Genomic DNA, 21,771 nt, shown 5'->3' with positions numbered 1-21,771 from the left:
GGATGCGGATAGCGTCTGAGCCATGGCACCCGCTCGGGTCCGTGGTTGCGCCGGACCGACCCCCGCAAAGGGGCCGGCTCGGTTAGCCGATGCCAGCCGCAGGCTAAACGGTCCACGTAAGACGACTCTTTGTCGATCGATCACGGTGCGGCTTAGAGGTAAGTCCTGCCTTCCCGAGGAGCCAGATGTTCCTCGCCAGAAGAGAAGGGCATGTAGTGGCAAAGAGCTGCGAAACCCTCAGCAGGCGGATGTGGGGACGAAGACCAGGTCGGCCGAGCGGGTGCCGCAGCAGTACCACCGTCGAGGTTCGAAGGGGGTCCGTGCATGGACATCATCGTCAAGGGTCGGCACACCGGAGTGAGTGACCGATTCCGCGACCACGTGACTACCAAGCTGGCCAGGATCGAGCGTCTGGACCACAAGCTCATAAGCGTCGATGTGGAGGTGACCAAGGAGAGCAATCCCCGCATCACCGGACAGCGCGAGCGGGTCGAGCTCACCATCCACTCCCGCGGTCCCGCCGTCCGGGCCGAGGCCACGGCCGACGACCGCTTCGCCGCACTCGACATAGCACTCGGGAAGCTTGAGGGAAGACTCCGGCGCCTCGCTGACCGACGCAAGATCCACCACGGCAACCACTGCCCCCCCTCCCTCGCCGAACTGGCCGCCACCGCCCTCGCGGAGACCCTGGAGGCCATACCCTCGCGGCCGAGTGAGGAGCCCGAGCCGGAGGTCGAGGCCGGCCCCGCCGGCGACCTCTCCGACGACAGGGCCATCGTCCCGATCCACATGGACGGTGACGGGCCGCTGGTGGTCCGGGAGAAGACCCACCGGGCCGACCCGATGACCATCGACCAGGCACTGCTTGAGATGGAGCTGGTGGGGCACGACTTCTACCTGTTCCGTGACAAGGAGAGCGGTCTGCCCAGCGTCGTATACCTGCGACAGGGCTACAACTACGGCGTGCTGCGGCTCGTCGAACCCTGACGGACGCGTTCGAAGATCCTCTCCGCCCAACCCGAGGACCCCGGAACCCGTGTAATCATGGCGGTCCAACGGCTCTGGCCCCCCGAGGAGGAGGCGTGACGGAACCCGACGAGACGGCCCGCTCTACCAGGAGCGGTGACCCGATCCGCGTGCTGATCGTCGATGATCACGCGCTGATCCGGCGCAGCCTGGAAATGGCTCTGGCCGCCGAGGCGGACATCGAGGTGGTGGGCGAGGCGAGCGACGGCCAGGAGGCGGTCGAGCTCGCCGACCGCCTCACCCCGGATGTCATGCTCATGGACGTCCGGATGCCCCGCCGAAGCGGCATCGAGGCCGCTCGCGAGATCAAGGCCTCGGTGCCGAGCACGCGGATCATCATGCTGACGGTGAGCGACGAGGAGGAGGACCTCTTCGAGGCGATCAAGGCGGGTGCCACCGGCTACCTGCTGAAGAACGTGCAGCTCGACGAGGTCCCCGAGGCCGTGCGCGGCGTCCACGAGGGGCAGTCGCTGATCAATCCGGCGATGGCCGCCAAGCTCATCACCGAGTTCGCGAACATGAGCCGCAAGGAGGCCGAGCGGCCGCCCCAGCTCCCCGTCCCCCGTCTGACCGAACGGGAGATGGAGGTGCTCCGCCTGGTGGCCAAGGGCATGAACAACCGCGAGATCGCCAAGCAGCTGTTCATCTCCGAGAACACCGTCAAGAACCACGTCCGCAACATCCTGGACAAGCTCCAGCTCCATTCCCGGATGGAGGCGGTGGTCTACGCGGTCCGCGAGCGGATGCTCGAGATCACCTGACGCGCCGGATGCGGCGCCCCGGCGAGGGGCGCCGCGCCCGCGGACCAGGGGCCCGCGGACCGGCCGGCCCGCGGACCCGCAGGGCCGCAGCTCCGCAGGTTCACAATCCGCAGGGCCGCAGCTCCGCAGGTTCACAGATCCGCGGGTCCGTGAAGCCGCGGGTCCATGGAGCCCCGGATCCGTGGCTCCGCAGGGTCGTAGATCTATGGACCCGCGGGTCAGCGGATCAGCGCTTGCTGGAGAGGTGCCGACAGGTGCGCGTCGACGCGGTCGACACGGACGTCGTCGCAGCCGACCCAGCTCGCGGCCTCCCACAGCGCCCCGGCCAGCGCCTCGGCGCCCTTGCGCTGGTTGACCCCGGGTTCGAGGCTGACCTGGCGCCCGACCAGAGTCGAGCCCTCGCGGGCGGGGTCGACCCGGCCGATCAGCCGGCCTCCGGCCAGCACGGGCATCGTGAAGTAGCCGTGGACGCGCTTCTCCTTGGGGACGTATGCCTCAAGGCGGTGGTTGAAGCCGAAAACGCGCGCGGTCCGGGCGCGGTCCCAGACGAGGGAGTCGAACGGGGACAGCAGGGTCGTGCGGTGGCGGCCCCGTGGCTCGGTCTCCAGCGCGGCGGGGTCGGCCCACGCGTCCGCCGAGCGGTCGGGCCAGCCGGAGACGCGGACCGGGACGAGGCCCGCGCCGCCGTCGCGCAGCGCGCCGTCCAGGAGAGCGGCCGCGGCGGGCCTGAGGCGGAGGAAGTCGACCAGGTCGGCCCGCGTGGCCACGCCGAGGGCGCGACCGGCGATCCCGGTGAGGCGGGTGACGCACTCGGCGTCGGTGAGGTCCTCGGCCAGGAGGTGCTCGGGGACCGCGCGTTCGGCCAGGTCGTAGACGCGACGCCAGCCGACGCGCCGGGTGCAGACGACCGTGCCGGTGTCGAGCAGCCACTCGATGGCGATCTTCGAGTCGGACCAGTCCCACCACGGCCCGCCGTTCTTGGCCCCCCCGATGTCGGCGGTGGTGATGGGACCGCTCTCGCGCACCTGCTCAAGCACCTTGTCGACGCTGTCGGGCAGCTCGTGCCAGCGGTATTTCCTGGCGCGGTAGTACCGGCGCCGGAAGGCGTAGAGGGGCCAGTCGTCGATCGGCAGGACACAGGCGGCGTGGCACCAGTATTCGAAGGCCTGGGCCGGGTCGTCCCAGTAGGCGCGCTCGACCTTCTGCCTGCCGACGGCGCCGAGGCGGGCGTAGGCGACGAGCTCGTGGGAGCGGGCCAGGACGGAGATCGTGTCGAGCTGGACGGCTCCCAGCCGTCGCAGGGTGGCGGGGGCGCCGCCGCGCCGGGCGTCGGCGCCGAGGAGGCCCTGGGCGCGGAGGATGATCCGGCGCGCCTCGTCGGCGGAGAGCGTGACCGTCTCGGCTGAGGGCGTGACCGTCATGGTCGGCCCCCGCAGGAGCCGGGAAGGGGGCGGAACGTCAGCATGACGCCGAGGTTAGCGCTACACACCGACAAAGTGGCTACGCCGGTGTTATTTGGAAGGTGTCGCGGGCACGGAGTCGGGGAGCCGGCGCGCGTCGCGCCCATCCGGCCGGCGGCCGCCCGCGGCTCGGGGAGGCGAGGGGCCGTCCCGCCGGCGGCGGAGCCCGGCGCGACCGCGGTCACGGCCGGCCGGGGCGGCGTCTTTCCAGGTCCTCCGGGTCCCCTCGGGGCGCGACGCGCCCGTGGGCTGCGTCTTCGCCCTACGTATGCGCAAACGGGCATACCCTTTAGGCTGGCTACTACTCCCAATGAAAAGGGCGCGGGGAACTCCCCGGACGCGAAGAGCGTCTTTCAGGGTGGCTGTGTCTGGTGGTAGAACCGCCTACGATGGCAGCGGAGAACCGTGTCTCGTCCTCATCCGGGCCGGTCCGGCCACGGAAGACCTGCGAGGAGCTTTACCTAAAGTGCCAGCCTTTCTCGATAAGATTCTTCGCGCAGGCGAAGGCAAGCTTCTGCGTAAGCTCAAGCGGATCGCCGAACAGGTCAACTCCATTGAGGACGACTTCAAGAGCCTGACCGACGCCGAACTCCGCGCGCTGACCGCTGACTACAAGCAGCGTCACGCCGACGGCGAGTCGCTCGACGACCTGCTTCCCGAAGCCTTCGCCACCGTCCGTGAGGCCTCCCGCCGTGTGCTGGGCAAGCGCCTCTTCGACGTGCAGATCATGGGCGGGGCCAACCTGCACATGGGCAACATCTCCGAGATGCGCACCGGTGAGGGCAAGACCCTCACCTGTGCGCTCCCCGCCTACCTCAACGCCATCTCCGGCAAGGGCGTCCACGTCATCACGACGAACGACTACCTCGCCAAGCGCGACGCCGAGGAGACGGGCCGCATCCACCGTTTCCTCGGTCTCGAGGTCGGCGTGATCCTGGCCAACATGCCTCCGGACGAGCGCCGCAAGCAGTACAACGCCGACATCACCTACGGCACGAACAACGAGTTCGGCTTCGACTACCTGCGCGACAACATGGCCTGGTCGCTGGAGGAGTGCGTCCAGCGCGGCCACAACTTCGGGCTCGTCGACGAGGTCGACTCGATCCTCATCGACGAGGCCAGGACGCCGCTGATCATCTCCGGCCCCGGCGAGCAGTCCGGCAAGTGGTACGCCGAGTTCGCCAAGATCGTTCCTCGGCTCCGCCGGGGCACCGAGGGCAAGGACGGCGAGGAGAACACCGGCGACTACGCCGTCGACGAGAAGAAGCGCACGGTCGGCATCTTCGAGTCCGGCGTGGAGAAGGTCGAAGACTGGCTCGGCATCGACAACCTCTACAAGCCCGAGCACACCCACCTGGTCGGCTTCCTCAACAACGCGTTGAAGGCCAAGGAGCTCTACAAGAAGGACAAGGACTACATCGTCACCGACGGTGAAGTCCTGATCGTCGACGAGTTCACCGGGCGAGTGCTGCACGGCCGCCGCTACAACGAGGGCATGCACCAGGCCATCGAGGCGAAGGAAGGCGTGAAGATCAAGGACGAGAACCAGACTCTCGCCACGATCACCCTCCAGAACTACTTCCGCCTCTACACCACCCTCTCCGGCATGACCGGCACCGCGGCCACCGAGGCCAACGAGTTCCACCAGACCTACAAGCTCGGCGTCGTCCCGATCCCGACGAACCGGCCGATGATCCGCAAGGACCAGGCCGACGTGGTCTACAAGACCGAGGACGCCAAGTTCCTGGCCTGTGTCGAGGACATCAAGGAGCGCTACGACAGGGGCCAGCCGGTCCTGGTCGGCACCACGAGCGTGGCCAAGTCCGAGCGGCTGGCCAAGGAGCTCAGGCGCAAGGGCGTCAAGCACGAGGTCCTCAACGCCAAGAACCACGCGCGTGAGGCGGCGATCATCGCCGAGGCGGGCCGCAAGCACGCCGTCACCGTCGCCACCAACATGGCCGGTCGAGGCACCGACATCATGCTCGGCGGCAACCCCGACTTCCGCGCCGACGTGGAGCTGCGCAACCGCGGCCTGGACCCGGTCGAGACTCCCGACGAGTACGACAAGGCGTGGGGCGAGGCGCTGGAGAAGGCCAAGGACGCCGTGAAGGCCGAGCACGACGAGGTCACCGAGCTCGGCGGCCTCTACGTCCTGGGCACCGAGCGGCACGAGTCGCGGCGCATCGACAACCAGCTCCGCGGCCGCTCCGGCCGTCAGGGCGACCCGGGCGAGTCGCGCTTCTACCTCTCGCTCGAAGACGACCTCATGCGCCTGTTCAACTCGGCCAGGGTCGAGATGATCATGACGCGGCTGAACATCCCGGACGACGTCCCGATCGAGTCGGGCATCGTCTCCAAGGCCATCGCCTCCGCCCAGCACCAGGTCGAGCAGCAGAACTTCGAGATCCGCAAGAACGTTCTGAAGTACGACGAGGTCATGAACCGGCAGCGCAAGGTGATCTACGCCGAGCGCCGCCGGGTGCTGGAGGGCGCGGACCTGCACGAGCAGATCCGCGGCTTCATCAACGACGTCATCGACGAATACGTCGCCGGTGCCACCGCCGAGGGCTTCGCCGAGGAGTGGGACCTCGACAAGCTCTGGAAGGCGCTCGGCCAGCTCTACCCGACCACCCTCACCATCGACGGCCTCATCGAGGAGGGCGGCGGGCGCGAGGAGCTCACCGCGGAGTTCCTCAACGAGAAGATCAAGGCCGACGCCATGGCCGCCTACGACCGCCGCGAGCAGGAGCTCGGCCCGGAGACCATGCGGGAGCTGGAGCGCCGGGTCATCCTGTCGGTCCTCGACCGCAAGTGGCGCGAGCACCTCTACGAGATGGACTACCTCCAGGAGGGCATCGGCCTGCGCGCGATGGCGCAGCGCGACCCCCTGATCGAATACCAGCGCGAGGGCTTCGACATGTTCTCCCAGATGCTGGAGGGCATCAAGGAGGAGTCGGTCGGCTATCTGTTCAACCTCGAGGTCGAGGTGCAGACCAATCCGATCGTCGAGGAGCACGACCACGCGCACGAGGACGAGGCGATCACGGAGACCCGCTCCATCATCGCCCGCGGCCTGCGCGGCCCGCAGCGCCCCTCCGAGCTGGAATACACCGCGCCCGGTGAGGCCGGCGAGGTCGAGCACACCCGGGTCAGCACCAAGGCCGAGCGTGACGCCTACGGCAACGTCGAGCGCAACGCCCCGTGCCCCTGTGGCTCCGGCAAGAAGTACAAGCGCTGCCACGGCGACCCCCGGAACGTCGAGGTCTGAGCGCTGACCGAGCGCTGACCGGAGGGCCCGCACACCGCGTGCGGGCCCTCCGGCTTTCCCGCCGTCCGCCGGCGCCCTTCCGGCCACGCGGTCACCGTCCGCCGGCGCCCTGCCGGACAAGCGCTCACCGGTCGCGCGGGATCACCGGTCGCATGCGGGCCACCGCCGTACGGCGTGCGGTCAGGGGGTCGTCTCGACGTCGGTGCACAGCCACTGCACACCCCGGCGCTCCAGCCGCAGGGCCAGCACGCGCGGCCGGTCCCCGCAGTGCACCAGGACGCACATCTCCACGACCCCGTCCTTGGGCTGGGACACGTGCGCCGTGCCGACCAGCGGCGGCCGCGCACAGTTGATGATCTTCCCGCTCCTGACCAGCTCGGCGTGGGCGCGGCCGGTCATGTGCGGGGAGACGCTCGACGGCGGCCGCCTGCCGGACAGGACCTCGGCGACGGCCTGGCCGAGGGCGCGCAGCCGCCGCTCGTCGGGGACCGCGCCCGGCGGCCCCCAGATCAACGGGCTCCGGGCCGGGGGCTCGGCCGGCTCGGGCCCGTAGGCGAGGGCGAGTGCCCCCTGGACGTACGGCGGGGCGGCCGGGAGGTCTCCTGACGGCCGCTCGTCGTCGTAGGGCGGCTCGGCGGAGGGGGACGGCGCGACCCGGGGGAGGGGGACCGGCCGTGGCGTACGGGACATGGCAACTCCGGTTTTCGTCGGCTGTACTGACACATCTAGGAGTTTCCGGTCCCCTGTCCAGATACATCGGCCGCCAACTTCCCCGTGATCCCCGCTGTTTCGCCCGGGTTAGGCGGAGAAGGTGACCCCAAGCTGGAGCGGTCCCCGACCGGGGAGAGCGGGTTCCGGAATGAGCCGTGATCTCCGAGGGTCGGCCGAAACACCGCTCAGGGGACGGGAGGGCCGGCGCCGCCGGGCGGGGCGTCGGCGTCCTCCGGCTCGCGGCCGGGGGTGGCCAGGTTCAGCCTCCTGATCAGGACGGTGAACAGCAGGTAGTAGACGAAGGCGTAGATCAGGCCGAAGACGATGATCAGGCCGACCCGGTGGGTGTTGGACTTGCCCGCGTTGAGGAGCATGTCGATGGCGCCGCCGGAGAAGGTGAACCCGAGCCGGGCGCCCAGCTCGGCCATCAGGGCCATCGACAGCCCGGTGAGGAGGGCGTGCACCACGAACAGCACGGGCGCCACGAAGATGAAGGCGAACTCCAGCGGCTCGGTGATGCCGGTCACGAACGAGGTGAGACCGGCCGACAGCATGATGCCGCCGACGGTCGCGCGCTTGCCGTGCGGAGCCGCCTGCCACATCGCGATGGCGGCGCCCAGCAGGCCGAACATCATCACCGGGAAGAAGCCGGTCATGAAGATCCCGGCGCCGTCCTGGCCGGCGAAGTAGCAGTTCAGGTCGCCGGAGGCGTTCCTGGTCGCGCCCTCGACCCCGGCCCGGCACTCGGGGAGGGTGAACCAGACGATCGTGTTCAGGAAGTGGTGCAGGCCGATCGGGATGAGCAGGCGGTTGGCCACACCGTAGACGCCCGCGCCCGCGGTGCCGTGGGCGGCCAGCCAGTCGCCCACGAGGGCCAGCCAGTCGCCGACCGGCCGCCAGAGCAGGCCGAAGATCACACCGAGGAGCAGCGCGGCGACGGCGGTGACGATCGGGACGGACCGCCGCCCGCCGAAGAAGGCGAGCCAGGAGGGGAGCTTGACCCGGTAGTAGCGCTGCCAGAGCAGGGCGGCGGTGATGCCGATGACGATCCCGCCCAGGACGCCGGTGGGGTTCTGCACGCCGAGGTTGAGCATGGGCAGGGGTCGCCCGTCGGGGCCCACGACGTTCAGTGCGATCTTCTTGTAGACCTCGGAGGCCGGGGCGGCGGTGAAGAACAGGGTCCGGCTGACCCGGTCGAAGACCAGGTAGCCGACCACCGCGGCGAGCGCGGTGGAGCCGTCGGCCTTGCGGGCGAACCCGATCGCGACGCCGACCGCGAACAGCAGCGGCAGGTTGTCGAACAGGGCGCCGCCGGCGGCGGCGAAGACGCCGGCCACCTGGTCGAGGAAGGCGTTGTCGGTCCGGCCGAGCAGGTCCTCCTGACCGAACCTGAGCAGCAGGCCGGCGGCGGGCAGCACCGCGATCGGCATCATCAGCGAGCGCCCGATGCGCTGAAGTATCGCGAAGACCGACGACCACATCGACGGGCCGCGTTCTACGGCTGCCGTGCCCATCCCCAACCCCCTGCGTGCCGCGTCGTGCAGGGGGATGGTTGGTATCTACCACCCGCCGTCGTGAATACACAACGGGAGCGCCGCGGCCGGTCGCCGCACCGGCCCGGAGGCCGGGCGGGGTCAGGCCCGGCCGGTGGGGGCCGCCGCGGCGGACTCGCCGGAGTCGACGTCGGGCTCGGGCTCGCGGCCCGGGGTCATGATGTTCAGCTTCCTGATCAGGAAACTGAACACGGCGTAGTAGATCGCCGCGTATACGAGACCCATCACGATGAGGATCGGGACGCCCTGGGCGTTGGGGGCGGTGCCGTACAGGACGAGGTCGATCAGGCCGGAGGAGAAGCTGAAGGCGAGCTTGGCGCCCAGGGCGGAGGCGATCGCCAGGGAGATGCCGGTCAGGACGATGTGCACCACGAACAGGACCGGGGCGACGAAGATGAAGGCGAACTCGATCGGCTCGGTGATCCCGGTGAGGAACGCGGTGAGCGCGGCGGAGATCATGATCGAGCCGACCGCGGCGCGGCGGTGCTTCGGCGCGGCCCGCCAGATGGCGACGGCCGCGGCGGGCAGGCCGAACATGAGGATCGGGTAGAGGCCCGCCTCGAAGCCGCCGTAGCCCGGGGCGCCGTTGTTGAAGCAGACCAGGTCGCCGGCGAGCTGCTTGCCGTCGACCACGCACTCCGGCACCTGGGTCCAGACCACGTTGTTGACGATGTGGTGCAGGCCCAGCGGGAGCAGCGCGCGGTTGACCATGCCGTAGACCCCGGCGCCGACCGTGCTGTTCTCGGCCAGCCAGGTGCCGAAGGCGCGCAGCCAGGTGCCGATGATCGGCCAGACGGAGCCGAACAGGACGCCCAGGACCAGCCCGGCGAAGGCGGTGAGGATCGGCACCAGGCGGCGTCCGCCGAAGAAGGCCAGCCAGGTGGGCAGCTTGGTGCGGTAGTAGCGCTGCCACAGCAGCGCGGAGACGAGGCCCATGACGATGCCGCCGAGCACCCGGGTGGGGTTCTGCGCGCCGAGGTTGAGCACCACCTCCGGGACGCCCGGGTTGGCCGGGTCGAACAGCCGGCTGGAGATGGAGGCTCTGAGCCTGTCGTCGAAGAGGTTGAAGAACATGGTCATGCTGACGGCGTGGAAGACCAGGTAGCCGACGAGCGCGGCCAGCGCGGTGGAGCCGTCGGCCTTGCGGGCGAACCCGATGGCGACGCCGATCGCGAACAGGATGGGCAGGTTGTCGAAGAGCGTGCCGCCCGCGGTTTCGAGGACGTGGGCGACGTCGTCGAGGAAGGGGTTGTCGGTCCGGCCGACGAGGTCGTCCTTCCCGAGCCGGAGGAGCAGGCCCGCGGCCGGCAGGACCGCGATCGGCAGCATGAGGGAGCGTCCCAGCCGCTGGAGCACGCTCATCACGGCGGATCCGGCCGGGGACGGGGCGGGGAGACCCGCGTCCGCTGAGGTGGAACTCATCGGACTTTCCTCCAGGGGGGTGGGGGAGGGAGGAGGGGGGAGTCAGGAGCGACGGGCCGGTATCTCCAGGACCGTGCGGAGCTGGTAGCGGTCGGCGCGGTAGGTGGAGACCCCGAGTTCGGCGCAGACGCCTCCGGCGAAGGAGCGCCGCTGGAGCAGCAGGACGGCCCCGCCGCGCGGCAGCTTCAGCAGGTCGGCGTCTCCGGGGTCGGCTATGCCGCCGTCGATGGTGAGCTCGCCCGCGTCGAGCACCAGGCCGTAGCGGGTCTCGAGCAGGGCGTAGAGGGAGCGGCCCGTCAGGTCGTGGGTGTCGAGGTCGGGCGCGAGGGAGACCGGGATGTGGGCCCGCTCGATGCACATGGGCTCGTCGGCGGCGGTGCGCAGCCGTTCGATGAAGTGCACCTCGTCTCCGGGCTGGATGCCGAGCTCCCGGGCGAGGTGCGCGCTGGCCCTGACCACCCGGCGGTCCAGGTCGCGGGAGCCGGGCTCCATGCCCCTGGCGCGCATCTCGTCGCTGAAGGAGGTCAGCCGGAGGGCCATCTCGATCTTGGGGCGGGCCACGAAGGTGCCCTTGCCCGCGACGCGCTGCAGCCTGCCCTCGGAGACCAGGTGGTCGACGGCCTGCCGTACGGTCATGCGCGACAGCCCGAAGCGCTGGCAGAGCTCGCGCTCGGACGGGATCGCCATGCCGATCGCCAGCTCGTTGCTCTCGATGAGGTCGAGCAGGATCTCCCGGAGCTGGAAATACTTCGGCACCGGGCTGTCGGGATCGATCTGAGCCATGAGATCCTCCCCTCTCGATCTGAGATGTAGTGATGAGTTATGGTACGTACTGGTCTAGTCCGGACTAGACCACAGGCCGGAAAAGGGTGTCAATGTACGGACCGGCGACGGATCGATAACGGCCCGATCTCGCCACTCCGAACCGAAGGATGAGCGCTAGATGACGACCAAGATGCGCAGCGAGATCGCCGAGCAGCCTGCTGCGTTGCGAGCCACGCTGGACGCCCTCCTCCCCAGGGTCGGGGAGGTGGAGCAGCTCGCCGGGCAGACCCGTCAGCTGTTGTTCATCGCCCGCGGCACCTCCGACAATGCCGCAGTCTACGGCCGTTATCTGGCTGAAGCGCACACGGGCCGGCTGTCCACGCTCGCCGCCCCCTCCATCGCCACCACCTACAAGCGCAAACTGGACCTTGACGGCGTCCTGGCCGTCGCGCTCTCCCAGTCGGGCCGGACCGAGGAGATCGTCGAGACCCTCGCCTGGGCCAAGGACTGCGGCGCCAAGACCGTGGCCATCACCAACGGCGGCGAGCAGAGCCCCCTCGCCCAGGCCGCCGACCTCGCGCTGTGCACGCTCGCGGGCGAGGAGAAGGCCGTCCCGGCCACCAAGACCTACACCACCCAGCTCGCCGCGCTGGCCGTGCTCGGCCTCGGCCTGGGCGCCGACGTCGACCCCGCCGACCTGCAGCGGGTGCCGGACGCGGTGGAGAAGCTGATCTCCGAGCCGGGCGACCTGGAGGCGATCGTCGAGGGCCTGGCCGACAAGCCGGGGGTCGTGGTCTCCGGCCGCGGCCTGGCCTTCTCCACCGCCCTTGAGCTGGCGCTCAAACTCAAGGAGGCGTGCTACCTGCACGCCATGGGCCTGTCCTACGCCGACCTGCTGCACGGCCCGATCGCCGTGGTCGACGAGGACACCCCGGCCATCCTGGTCGCGGCCGGCGAGGGTCCGACCCTGGCCGGGACCGTGGCGCTCGCCGAGCGGGTCACCGGCGCCGGGGCCTCGGCCTTCACCGTCGGCGGCGGCACGGGCCTCTCCTCGGTGGCCACCGCCGCGCTGAACGGTCCCGACCTCCCCGAGTGGGTCGCCCCGCTCGGCCTCATCGTCCCCGGCCAGCTCCTGACCGAGGCACTCGCGCGCCGGCTGGGCATCGACCCCGACGCCCCCCGCGGCCTCAACAAGGTAACCCAGACCGACTGATCTTTCGGCGTCGTTTAGCCTGGTCAAAGACCGATGACGACTGGAGGGCGACATGGCGGCCAACGCCGACGCGATCATCGCGGGGCTCGGTGGTGCGGACAACATCATCGAGATCGAACCGTGCATCACCCGGCTCCGCACCGAGGTGCGTGACGCCTCCAGAGTCGATCAGGCGGCCCTCAAGGCGGCCGGAGCGCACGGGGTGATGGCCGCGGGCAACATCGTCCAGGTGGTGGTGGGCCCGGAGGCGGACACGATCGCCAGCGACATCGAGGACATCATCGGCTGATGAGGGCCGGGCCGTCCCCGCCCTCGCGGCGGGGACGGCCGAGGGGGTGTGATGACCACAGTTCTGGCCCCGGTCGCGGGGGCGGCCGTGGGTCTTGGGGCGGTGCCCGACCCGGTGTTCTCGGAGGGCCTGGTGGGGCCCGGCATGGCGATCGAGCCGGCCAGGGAGCCGGGCGAGGCGGTCTCGCCCATCACCGGCAAGATCGTGAAACTGCACCCGCACGCGTTCGTCGTCGTCGGCGACGACGGCCGGGGAGTCCTGGTCCACCTGGGCATCGACACCGTGCAGCTCAAGGGGGAGGGTTTCGAGCTGCTGGTGTCCGAGGGGGACCGGGTGGGGGCCGGACAGCCCGTGGTGGCGTGGAACCCCGTGGAGGTCGAGGCGGGCGGTCGCTCCCCCGTCTGCCCCGTCGTGGCGCTGGACGCCACCGAGGGGTCCGTCACCACACTCGCCGAGGGCGCGGTCCGCACGGGAGACGAACTCTTCCTGTGGAGGTGAGCCGCCCGGGATGAGGTTCCGGGCGGCGGGCGTTGGTCGCTCACAGGAGCACCTTCCGCGGGGACGACGGAGACCTGGAGGCGAGGACGGCCATGGACGCCGCGCTGTTCGACCTGGACGGCACACTGATCAACAGTGAGCACCGGAGCATGGCGATGTGGGCGATGCTGCTCGACAACCACGGGGTGGTCCACGACGAGGTCGTGCTGCGCGGGTTCATGGGCCGGCGCGGGCGCGACGTCCTGGCCGAGCGGGCCCACCTCTTCCCCGGCAGGCGGATCGACGACCTGATCAGCGAGGTCATGTCCTTCAACGACCATCCCGGCCTGCCCGCCGTCGTGCCGGTGCCCGGCGCCGCCGACCTGGTCCGCAGGGTCTCGGCGTACGGCTCGCCGATCGCGGTCGTCACCTCCGCCTCCCGGGAGTGGGCGGAGGAGCGGCTGGCGGAGGTCGGGATACGCGACCTGGTGCGGGTCCTCGTGTCGGCCCGCGACGTGGTCGTGGGCAAGCCCGCCCCGGAGGGGTTCCTGCTGGCCGCCCGCCGCCTCTCCGTCGACCCGGCGCACTGCGTCGCGTTCGAGGACTCGATCGCCGGGATTGCGGCGGCCAAGGCGGCGGGTATGAGGTGTGTGGGCATAGCGACGACCCACGCGGGCACCGAACTCACCGAGGCGGATATCGTCGTCGCCGATCTGACGGGGGTCGAATGGCCCCCGCCGGCCCATGGATGAGCCGGGCGGTCTAGACCGCCCGGCCTGATTTCGCAGGAGGAGCACGTGGCCCAGCGCCAAGTCACCGTTGAGTCCGAGGTCGGTCTGCACGCCCGCCCCGCGGCGACGTTCGTGCAGACCGCGGCGGCGGCGCCGGTGGACGTCACCGTCGCCAAGGGCGGCGGCCAGCCGGTGAACGCCAAGAGCATTCTCGCGGTGCTGTCGCTCGACGTCCGCCAGGGCGACACCGTGGTGATCGCGGCCGAGGGCGAGGGCGCCGAGGAGATCGTGGACAAACTCGCCCTCATAGCCTCGGCGCCATGACCGCGCTCTCGGGGGTGGGCGTGAGTCCGGGGGTCGGCCTCGGACCGGGCTACGTCATGGCGCACGAGGCTCCGGTGCCCGAGCCCGGCACCCGCCACGGGGGAGACGCCGGGGCGGAGCGGGCCAGGGCCGCACAGGCACTGGAGCGGGTCGCCGCCGACCTGGAGGAGCGGGGGGCCCGGGCGGGCGGCGAGGCCCAGGAGATCCTGGGCGCCCAGGCGCTGATGGCCCGTGACCCCGGCCTCGCCGTCGGGGTGGCCGAGCTGATCGACGCGGGCACGGGGGCGGCCCGCGCGGTCTACGAGGCGTTCGGCGCCTATCGCGAGCTGCTCGTCGCGGCGGGGGGATATCTGGGCGCGCGCGCCGCCGACCTGGACGACGTCAGGGACCGCGCCATCGCGGTGATCGAGGGTCTGCCGGTGCCCGGCCTGCCGGCCCGGGCGGCGCAGCCGTACGTCCTCATCGCCCGCGACCTGGCCCCCGCCGACACCGCGCTGCTGTCGCGGGACGTGGTGGCCGCCTTCGTCACCGAGCAGGGCGGGCCGACCAGCCACACCGCGATCCTCGCCCGCGCGATGGGGGTGCCCGCCGTCGTCGCCTGCCCGGGGGCGACCGCGATCGCGCCGGGCACGCCGGTGCTGGTGGACGGGGCCTCCGGGCTCGTACGGCCCGCGCCGACGGAGGAGGAGGTCGTCACGGCGAGGAACGCCGCCGCCGCCAGGGACGCCGTGCTCGCGGCCGCCACCGGGCCGGGGATGACCTCCGACGGGCACGCAGTCCCCCTGCTGGCCAACATCGGCGGGCCGCGCGACGTGGCGGCCGCCCTGGAGCACGGCGCGGAGGGCGTCGGCCTCTACCGGACCGAGTTCCTCTTCCTGGACCGGACGGCGGCGCCGTCGGAGCAGGAGCAGGAGGCCGCCTACCTGGAGGTGCTGAACGCCTTCCCGGGAGGCAGGGTGATCGTGCGGACGCTCGACGCGGGGGCCGACAAGCCGCTGGCCTTCCTGCCGCCGCCGGGGGCGGAGCCGAACCCGGCGCTGGGGCAGCGCGGGCTACGGCTGCTCAGGGCATACCCGGAGATACTGAACACCCAGCTCGCCGCCCTGGCCAGGGCGGCCGCCCGCTCCTCGGCCAAGCTCCAGGTGATGGCCCCGATGGTCGCCACCGCCGAGGAGACCGCCTGGTACGTGGCGACCTGCAGGGAGGCGGGACTGCCGGAGGCGGGAGTGATGATCGAGATCCCGTCGGCCGCCCTGCGCGCCTCCGACCTGGCCCAGGAAGCGGACTTCTTCTCGCTGGGCACCAACGACCTGGCCCAATACACCTTCGCCGCCGACCGGCAGGTGGGCGCGCTGACCGCGCTGCAGGACGCCTGGCAGCCCGCGCTGCTCGACCTGGTCGCCCTGGCCGTGACCGGGGCCGGCGAACGCGGCCGGCCGTGCGGGGTGTGCGGGGAGGCGGCGGGCGACCCGGTCCTCGCCTGCGTGCTGGTCGGGCTCGGCGTCACCTCGCTGTCGATGGCCGCCCCCGCGCTGCCCGCCGTACGGGCGGCGCTGTCGCGGCACACCCGGGAGCAGTGTCTCCTGGCCGCGCAGTCCGCGATGACCGCCGTCTCCGCGCAGGAGGCGCGCGCCGCCGCCCGCGCCCATCTGCCCGGACTGGCCGGACTGGCCCTGTGACGGAAGGGGCGGGATCCACGTAAGTGGTCAGGCCGGGTGTCTCCGGTCGCCGGCGCGGATAGCGTGGGTCCCATGGTTCGGTGCATTCGTACGACTGGTCTGGCAGTGATCGCCACTATGGTGGCCGGGTGCGCGGGGGCGGCGGCGACTCCGCCCGTCAGGCCCGCGGCCGGGCAGGTCGCCGACGCCACCACGGGCGCCGTCCCCCCGCCGCCGGCCACGCCCAAGCCCTCGGGGGGCTCGCAGGTCGAGGCCGTGCTCGGCCGGATGAGCGTGGAGGACAAGGTCGGGCAGCTCTTCATGCCCGTGCTGTACGGCGCGGCGGCGGACACGACGTCGGGGGAGAACCAGGCGCGGTTCGGGGTGGGCACCCCGGCCAAGGCGGTCGCCAAATACCGGCCGGGCGGGGTGATCCTGTTCCCCTGGGCCGGCAACGTCAAGAACGCCCGGCAGATCGTGGCGCTGACCAACGGGCTGCAGAAGGCGTCGCCGGAGATCCCGCTGCTGATCGGCGCCGACCAGGAGAACGGCCGGGTCTCCCGGCTCGCCCCGCTGGTCACCGACATGCCCGGGGCCTCGGTCATCGGCTCGACCGGAGATCCCTCGCTGGCCCGCAAGGCGGCCGAGGTCACCGGCACCGAGCTGCGCGCCCTCGGCATCAACCTCGACTTCGCCCCGGTCGCCGACGTCAACGTCAACCCGCGCAACCCGGTGATCGGCCCCCGGGCCTACGGCTCGGACCCGAAGAAGGTCGCGCCGATGGTCGCCGCCGCGGTGCAGGGTTTCCACGACGCCGGGATCGCCAGCACGGCCAAGCACTTCCCCGGCCACGGCGACACCAACGTCGACAGCCACACCGGGCTGCCGGTGATCCAGCACTCCCTGTCGCAGTGGAGCAAGCTGGACGCGCCCCCGTTCGCCGCCGCCATCGGCAAGAACATCGACGCGATCATGAGTGCCCACGTGGTCATGCCCAAGCTCGACCCGTCCGGCGATCCGGCCACGCTCTCCAAGCCGATCCTGACCGGGCTGCTCCGCCAGAAGCTCGGCTTCGACGGGGTCGTCTCGACCGACGCGCTGGACATGGCGGGGGTGCGCAAGAAGTACGGCGACGGGCAGGTGGCCGTGCGGGCCATCCAGGCCGGAGCCGACCTGCTGCTGATGCCGCCGGACTTCCCCAAGGCGTACCAGGCGGTGCTGACCGCGGTGAAGTCCGGGAAGATCTCCGCCGCCCGGCTCGACCAGTCCGTCCGGCGGCTGCTGAAGCTGAAGGCGGCCCGCGGCCTGCTGGACGGGGCGCCGGTCGCCGACCCGGCCCGGGCCGAGCGGGTGCTGCGCTCGGCCGAGCACCGCAAGGTCGCCCAGCTCATCCAGAGCCGGGCCCGCTGACGCGGCCGGGTCCGCCCGGCGGGGCTCCGCTACACGGGCTGGAGCCCGCCGCGCCGGGCCATCGCCAGCACGAGGGACTGCACGATGCGCATGACGAGCGCTTCGAGCAGGAGGAAGGCCGCCTTGGCGAGAACCGAGGCCAGGAATTCGGACATAACAACCTCACGGCCACTAAAAAGCTCTTAAGGGGATATTTCAGGAAGAAGTTATATGAAAATCCGCCTTGAGGTGACTGTTCAGTGAACGGTCGATGACGTCTCGCGGCCCGGCGCCCGCAACGCCATCCCGGCGGCGGTGACGGCGGCGGCGCTCCCCAGGGCGACGGCCCACCCCACGGGCCCGAGCGGGCGGCAGCCGAAGAACCCGGACAGGCCCGGGAGCGAGACGGCCAGGCCCAGAACGGCGAGCGACGCCAGCGCGGTCAGCGCGACCATGCGGTCCCGGCCGCCCAGGGCCAGGGTCTGGAACAGCTGGGCCGAGACCAGGGCGACCAGTCCGATCGTGCCCGCCCGCCGCCGCGTGCCGGTCATCCGCCCGATCGACCACGCGACCCCGGCCGCGCCCGCCGTGATGGCGGCGCGCAGGTAGATGTCCCGGGTCAGGGAGGCCGCCAGCGAGGCCTCCGGGCCCTCGGCGAGCAGCCGCTCGGGGCTGGTCGCCGCCGGGGGCCGGACGGCCACCGCCATCGCCGGCAGCATGTCGGTGAGCAGGTTGACCAGCAGGAGCTGGCGGGCGTTCAGCACGTTGCGGCCGGTGACCAGGCTGGAGCCGACCGCGAAGACGATCTCCCCGATGTTGCCGCCGAGCAGGATGCTCAGGGCGTCGCGGACCGAACTCCACATGGCCCGGCCCTCGATGATCGCGTCGACGATCGTCTCGATGCGGTCGTCGGTCACCACGACGTCGGCGGCGGCCCGCGCCGCAGGGGTGGCCCGGGACCCGAGGGCGATCCCCACGTCCGCGGCGCGGATCGCGGGGGCGTCGTTGGCGCCGTCGCCGGTCACCGCCACGACCATGCCGGAGCGGCGCAGGCACTCGACGATCCGGGCCTTGTGCGCCGGAGTGGTCCGGGCGAAGACCGTCACCTCCGGCAGCGCCTCCGTCAGGGCGTCGTCGTCAAGGCCGTCCAGCTCCGGCCCGGTCATGATCCGCGCGCCGTTCAGCACGCCGAGCTCGGCGGCGATCGCCTCGGCGGTGGTCGGGTGGTCGCCTGTGATCATGACGATCCGGACCCCCGCCCGCGTCAGGCGGTCGACGCTCTCGGCCGCCGTGGGCCGGACGGGGTCGGCCAGGCAGAGGAAGCCCAGGAAGACCAGCTCTCCGATGCGGGACTCGTCGAGGTCGCGCCGGTCCGAGGCGGGACGCTCGGCCACCGCGAGCATCCGGTACCCCTGCCGGGCGAGCCGGTCCATCTCCCTTTCCAGCCCGGCCCTGGCGGCTCCGTCGAGCGGGACGGGGCCGCCGTCGCGGAGCACGCTCACGCACCGGGTGAGGACGACCTCCGGAGCGCCCTTGACGCTCAGCAGGTGCCCTGAGCCGCCCAGCCCGAGCACGGCGTGGTAGCCGCGCCCCGGCTCGAAGGGGAGTTCGTCGACCCTCCGCCAGGTGCCCGGCCCGTCCTCGGGGGTGACGTGCAGCCGCCGGGCCCCGTCCAGCACGGCCCGGTCGGTCGGATGGGGGATGGGCCGCCCGTCCTCATGGCGCGGGCTCGCGCGCAGCGCGGCGGCCACGATCCGCTTCAGACCGGGCGGCAGCTCCTCCATCGGGCGCTCGGCGCGCCCGTCCGAGACGCACCGCAGGCTGATGTGCCCCTCGGTCAGCGTCCCCGTCTTGTCGAAGCAGAGAACGTTCACCCGGCCGAGCGCCTCGATCGTGGAGGGGACGGGCACCAGCGTGTTACGGGTCGACAGCCGCCGGGCGGCGGCCAGCTCCGCGGCCGAGGCGACGAAGGGCAGCCCCTCGGGCACGGCGGCGACGGCGAGGCCCACCGCGGGGGCGAGCGCCTCCGGCAGCGATCTGCCGCGGAGCAGGTCGGTGACGAGCAGGGCGACGCCGGAGCCGATCGCGACCGGGAGGACCTTCCGGCTCAGCGCCCGCAGCCGGAGCTGCACGCCGGTCGGCGGGCGGCTGTCCACGACGAGCCTCGCGGTCCGGGCCGATTCGGTCGCCTCGCCGGCCGCGACGACCACGGCCAGACCATGGCCGGCCGCCACGGTCGTGCCCTGGTAGACCATCGAGCTGCGGTCGGCGACGGCGGGGGCGCTGACGGGGGCCGGTGACTTGGCGACGAGCTGGGATTCGCCGGTCAGAGCCGCCTCGTCGACCTCCAGGCCGACCGCCCTGAGCACGCGGCAGTCGGCGGGTACGGTGTCGCCGGCGCGCAGCTCGACGACATCGCCCGCCACGAGGTCGTCGACGGTCGCCCCCACGCTCGTGTGGGGACGGCGGAGCCGTACGCGGACGGCGACGGTCTCGGTCAGCCGGTGCAGCGCCCGGCCGGCGGCGAACCGCTGGCCCCCGCCGATGAGCGCGTTGACGACCAGGACCGTGCCGATCAGCACCGAGTCGGAGACCGAGCCGACCACGGCCGACACGCCCGCGCCCGCCGCCAGCACCGGGGTCAGCGGATTGGCCAGCTCCTCGACCGACACCCGCAGCAGCGAATCGGGGGTCTCGAGGCCGCCCGGCCCCGGTGCGGTCCTGCGCCGCCGGGCCTCCGCCTCGGTGATCCCGCCGGGCGAGGAGCCCAGCCGGGACAGCACGTCCTTGACCGGCATGGCGTGCCACGGAGTGCGGTCGGCGCGGACCGGGGACGCCCCCCGCCCGGCGCTGCGGCCCGCCCACTCACCCACGGCGATCGCGGCCAGCGCCGTGCAGTCGTTGGCGAGCTGAGCCCTGCGCACCGCCGCCTCCCGCGCCTCGGCGGCCGTCAGCGTGGCCCCGACGGCCGCCCCCGCCACGCTGAGCCACACGCACTGCTCGCTCGTCCTCCTGGCCGGTGCCAGGCAGCTCAGGAGCAGGTGGACCCCGTCGAGCTCGCCGATCACGTCCGCGTCCCACGGCACGCGGCCCGACCGGCTCAGCACACCGATGCCCAGGTCGGCCTGGGCCAGCGCCGCCGCGGAGCGCCTCGACACCACGGCGACCCCGTGACCGGCCGCCTGGAGCGCGCGGACCGACGCGGCCAGCCGGGGACCGCCCGGCACGACCTCCTCGACGGCGAGCCGGCTGCCGAGCCCCCGGCCGCCTCCCGCCAGCAGCACGGTGCACCCGCTCCCGGCCGCGGCGACGACGGCGTCCGCCAGTGGATCGACCTCCGGTGCCAGTCCGGCCACCGCGACCAGGGCGCCTTCCCGCCGCACGCCGACGGCCCGGAGCGCGCGGGCCTGCCAATGCGGGACGTCCGCCGCCGGGACGAGCCCGGCCAGGTCCGCCAGCGGCTCGGCCGTCCAGGTGTCGCGTTCCCGCCGCGCGCCCGGATCGGTGAAGTCGATGAGGGTGTAGAGCCGTGCGTGCAGTTCGTCGGAGTCCACGCCGTCGACGAGGGGCACGACGCGGTCGATCGCCCAGGCGCCCGTGTCGAGCAGGGCGGCGTCGAGGACGACGGTGTCTATGCCGTCCATGCGGCGCAGGGCCTCGCTGTCGAGGACGACCATGCCGCGCCCGGCCAGCGCGCGCCCGACCGCGCAGGCGAAGGACTCCCGGCCCGCTCTGGCCGCCTTGGGCGTCGTCGAGACCATCATGGCGAGTCCCCGCCGTCGACTGTCGCTGATGAGGCGCGTCAGCCCCGAGGCGCCCAGCGCCACCGGCGCCACGGCGCGCTCGAACCGTGCCACGGGGCTGTGCGCCATGGGAGCCGGGCGTGGCCGCCGCGCCGCGCGGGTGTGCCGGTAGGTCCCTTCCCGGGAGGCCAGCTTCTGCCCGTGCAGCTCCCACGCCTGCTGCGTGCCACGCGCCTCCAGGTAGCGGCCGGCGGAGGAGACCGAGTGGATCAGCAGCCCCAGCGGGCGCAGCGCGAGCGTGTTGGTGACGATGTTCGCCGCCGTGAACAGGGCGCCGGTGGCCGGTCGGCCGAGGCGGCGCTCCAGCCCGGCGCGGACCGCGGGGGTGGATTCGGCCAGGTGCAGCAGGGTGGGCACGGCGGGCAGCAGCGGCGGCAGGCGGGCCGCGCGCCCGGCGAACGCCAGCCCGGTGCCGATCAGGCTCGCGCCGAGCCTGATGCCGGCGCGGGTGTGCTGCTCCACCACGCTGGACAGCGACGACACCCGGTCCTGCTCCTCGTCCCGGCCGGTGTCCTCCTCGGTGCCGAGGGCGCCGAGGGTGTCGAGCTCCTCGACGATCGACGTCAGCTCCTCCAGGTCGACCAGGCCCTCGTCGCATCCCCCGAAGACGGCGCCGAGCGCGCCGTTGACCTCCGCCCGCTCCACCCCCTCCAGTGCGAGCAGCAGCCCTTCGAGCCGCCGTGCCGCCTGTGCGGTGCCCGGGCCGCCGATCACGCGCAGGTCGAGGTGGAACCCGCCGGGACAGGTCCGCCTGCCGCGCGGGCGCGGCAGGGTGTCCCGTACCGCGCCGGGCAGGACGCTCCACAGTGCCTCGGTGGGAAGCGTCAGCACACGCGACAGGAACATCCGGCTCTCCAGCAGGGAAACTCAGGCCGTCAGGCCGCGACGGGGCGACGGCCAGGCCGGCCGCCTCACCGGGCC

General features: G+C 72.0%; 17 protein-coding genes. 10 read left to right on the top strand and 7 right to left on the bottom strand.

The features are described 5' to 3' along the window. Positions 1–324: 324 nt before the first annotated feature. Both hpf and ACZ6R6_RS03400 read left to right on the top strand, forming a co-directional pair. The gene (hpf, locus tag ACZ6R6_RS03405; RefSeq protein ID WP_470089821.1) at positions 325–987 is read left to right on the top strand and encodes a ribosome hibernation-promoting factor, HPF/YfiA family; all 663 of its coding nucleotides are present in this window, start codon (positions 325–327) and stop codon (positions 985–987) included. Positions 988–1,082: 95 nt separating this feature from the next. Continuing rightward, the gene (locus ACZ6R6_RS03400) at positions 1,083–1,787 is read left to right on the top strand and encodes a response regulator (RefSeq protein ID WP_306859009.1); all 705 of its coding nucleotides are present in this window, start codon (positions 1,083–1,085) and stop codon (positions 1,785–1,787) included. Positions 1,788–2,005: 218 nt separating this feature from the next. On the opposite strand, the gene ACZ6R6_RS03395 is transcribed toward ACZ6R6_RS03400, so the two are convergent. Beyond that, positions 2,006–3,208 carry a winged helix-turn-helix domain-containing protein gene (locus ACZ6R6_RS03395; RefSeq protein WP_470089819.1) on the bottom strand — a complete coding sequence of 401 codons (1,203 nt, stop codon included), beginning with the start codon at positions 3,206–3,208 and terminating at the stop codon, positions 2,006–2,008. A 505-nt stretch (positions 3,209–3,713) separates the two neighbouring features. Between ACZ6R6_RS03395 and secA the strand changes: the two genes are divergently transcribed. Further along, complete coding sequence (gene secA, locus ACZ6R6_RS03390; RefSeq protein WP_470089818.1) at positions 3,714–6,515, top strand: preprotein translocase subunit SecA; 2,802 nt, start codon at positions 3,714–3,716, stop codon at positions 6,513–6,515. Positions 6,516–6,695: 180 nt separating this feature from the next. Here secA and ACZ6R6_RS03385 read toward each other — a convergent pair whose 3' ends face one another. The 4 genes from ACZ6R6_RS03385 to ACZ6R6_RS03370 form a co-directional block, all read right to left on the bottom strand. Further along, positions 6,696–7,205 (bottom strand): Rv3235 family protein, encoded by a 510-nt coding sequence (locus ACZ6R6_RS03385; RefSeq protein ID WP_470089817.1) that lies wholly within the window; start codon positions 7,203–7,205, stop codon positions 6,696–6,698. A gap of 206 nt (positions 7,206–7,411) precedes the next feature. Continuing rightward, positions 7,412–8,740 carry a PTS transporter subunit EIIC gene (locus ACZ6R6_RS03380; RefSeq protein ID WP_470089815.1) on the bottom strand — a complete coding sequence of 443 codons (1,329 nt, stop codon included), beginning with the start codon at positions 8,738–8,740 and terminating at the stop codon, positions 7,412–7,414. A 120-nt stretch (positions 8,741–8,860) separates the two neighbouring features. After that, positions 8,861–10,201, bottom strand: coding sequence for a PTS transporter subunit EIIC (locus ACZ6R6_RS03375; protein ID WP_470089814.1), 1,341 nt, complete (start codon positions 10,199–10,201; stop codon positions 8,861–8,863). A 42-nt stretch (positions 10,202–10,243) separates the two neighbouring features. Beyond that, complete coding sequence (locus ACZ6R6_RS03370) at positions 10,244–10,984, bottom strand: GntR family transcriptional regulator (RefSeq protein WP_470089812.1); 741 nt, start codon at positions 10,982–10,984, stop codon at positions 10,244–10,246. Positions 10,985–11,144: 160 nt separating this feature from the next. On the opposite strand from ACZ6R6_RS03370, the gene ACZ6R6_RS03365 reads away from it, so the two are divergent. The 7 genes from ACZ6R6_RS03365 (at position 11,145) to nagZ (ending at position 17,068) form a co-directional block, all read left to right on the top strand. Then, positions 11,145–12,179: an SIS domain-containing protein gene (locus ACZ6R6_RS03365; RefSeq protein WP_470089810.1), complete on the top strand. Its 1,035-nt coding sequence runs from the start codon at positions 11,145–11,147 to the stop codon at positions 12,177–12,179. Between the two features lie 52 nt (positions 12,180–12,231). Continuing rightward, positions 12,232–12,468: a PTS sugar transporter subunit IIB gene (locus ACZ6R6_RS03360; RefSeq protein ID WP_306858995.1), complete on the top strand. Its 237-nt coding sequence runs from the start codon at positions 12,232–12,234 to the stop codon at positions 12,466–12,468. Between the two features lie 51 nt (positions 12,469–12,519). After that, positions 12,520–12,966: a PTS sugar transporter subunit IIA gene (locus tag ACZ6R6_RS03355; RefSeq protein ID WP_306858993.1), complete on the top strand. Its 447-nt coding sequence runs from the start codon at positions 12,520–12,522 to the stop codon at positions 12,964–12,966. A 32-nt stretch (positions 12,967–12,998) separates the two neighbouring features. Continuing rightward, positions 12,999–13,697, top strand: a complete 699-nt coding sequence (locus tag ACZ6R6_RS03350) for an HAD family hydrolase (protein WP_470089807.1) — start codon at positions 12,999–13,001, stop codon at positions 13,695–13,697. 45 nt (positions 13,698–13,742) lie between these two features. Continuing rightward, the gene (locus tag ACZ6R6_RS03345; RefSeq protein ID WP_470089806.1) at positions 13,743–14,000 is read left to right on the top strand and encodes an HPr family phosphocarrier protein; all 258 of its coding nucleotides are present in this window, start codon (positions 13,743–13,745) and stop codon (positions 13,998–14,000) included. Further along, complete coding sequence (gene ptsP / locus ACZ6R6_RS03340) at positions 13,997–15,679, top strand: phosphoenolpyruvate--protein phosphotransferase (RefSeq protein ID WP_470089804.1); 1,683 nt, start codon at positions 13,997–13,999, stop codon at positions 15,677–15,679. Before ACZ6R6_RS03345 ends, ptsP begins: the two co-directional genes overlap by 4 nt. 105 nt (positions 15,680–15,784) lie before the next feature. Continuing rightward, complete coding sequence (nagZ, locus tag ACZ6R6_RS03335) at positions 15,785–17,068, top strand: beta-N-acetylhexosaminidase (RefSeq protein ID WP_470089802.1); 1,284 nt, start codon at positions 15,785–15,787, stop codon at positions 17,066–17,068. A gap of 29 nt (positions 17,069–17,097) precedes the next feature. Here the strand turns inward: nagZ and ACZ6R6_RS03330 are convergent, their stop codons facing one another. Together ACZ6R6_RS03330 and ACZ6R6_RS03325 are read right to left on the bottom strand one after the other, a co-directional pair. After that, a complete protein-coding gene (locus tag ACZ6R6_RS03330; RefSeq protein ID WP_470089800.1) occupies positions 17,098–17,223 on the bottom strand; it encodes a hypothetical protein in 126 nt (41 codons plus the stop codon). Between the two features lie 81 nt (positions 17,224–17,304). Continuing rightward, entirely contained in the window at positions 17,305–21,696 is a 4,392-nt protein-coding gene (locus ACZ6R6_RS03325) for a cation-translocating P-type ATPase (RefSeq protein WP_470089798.1), read from the bottom strand. Positions 21,697–21,771: the final 75 nt, after the last annotated feature.

Source organism: Streptosporangium sp. NPDC048886 (genome assembly GCF_055586905.1).
The sequence above is the reverse complement of the archived record's forward strand: the minus strand, read 5'-3'. Positions and strand labels throughout refer to the sequence as shown.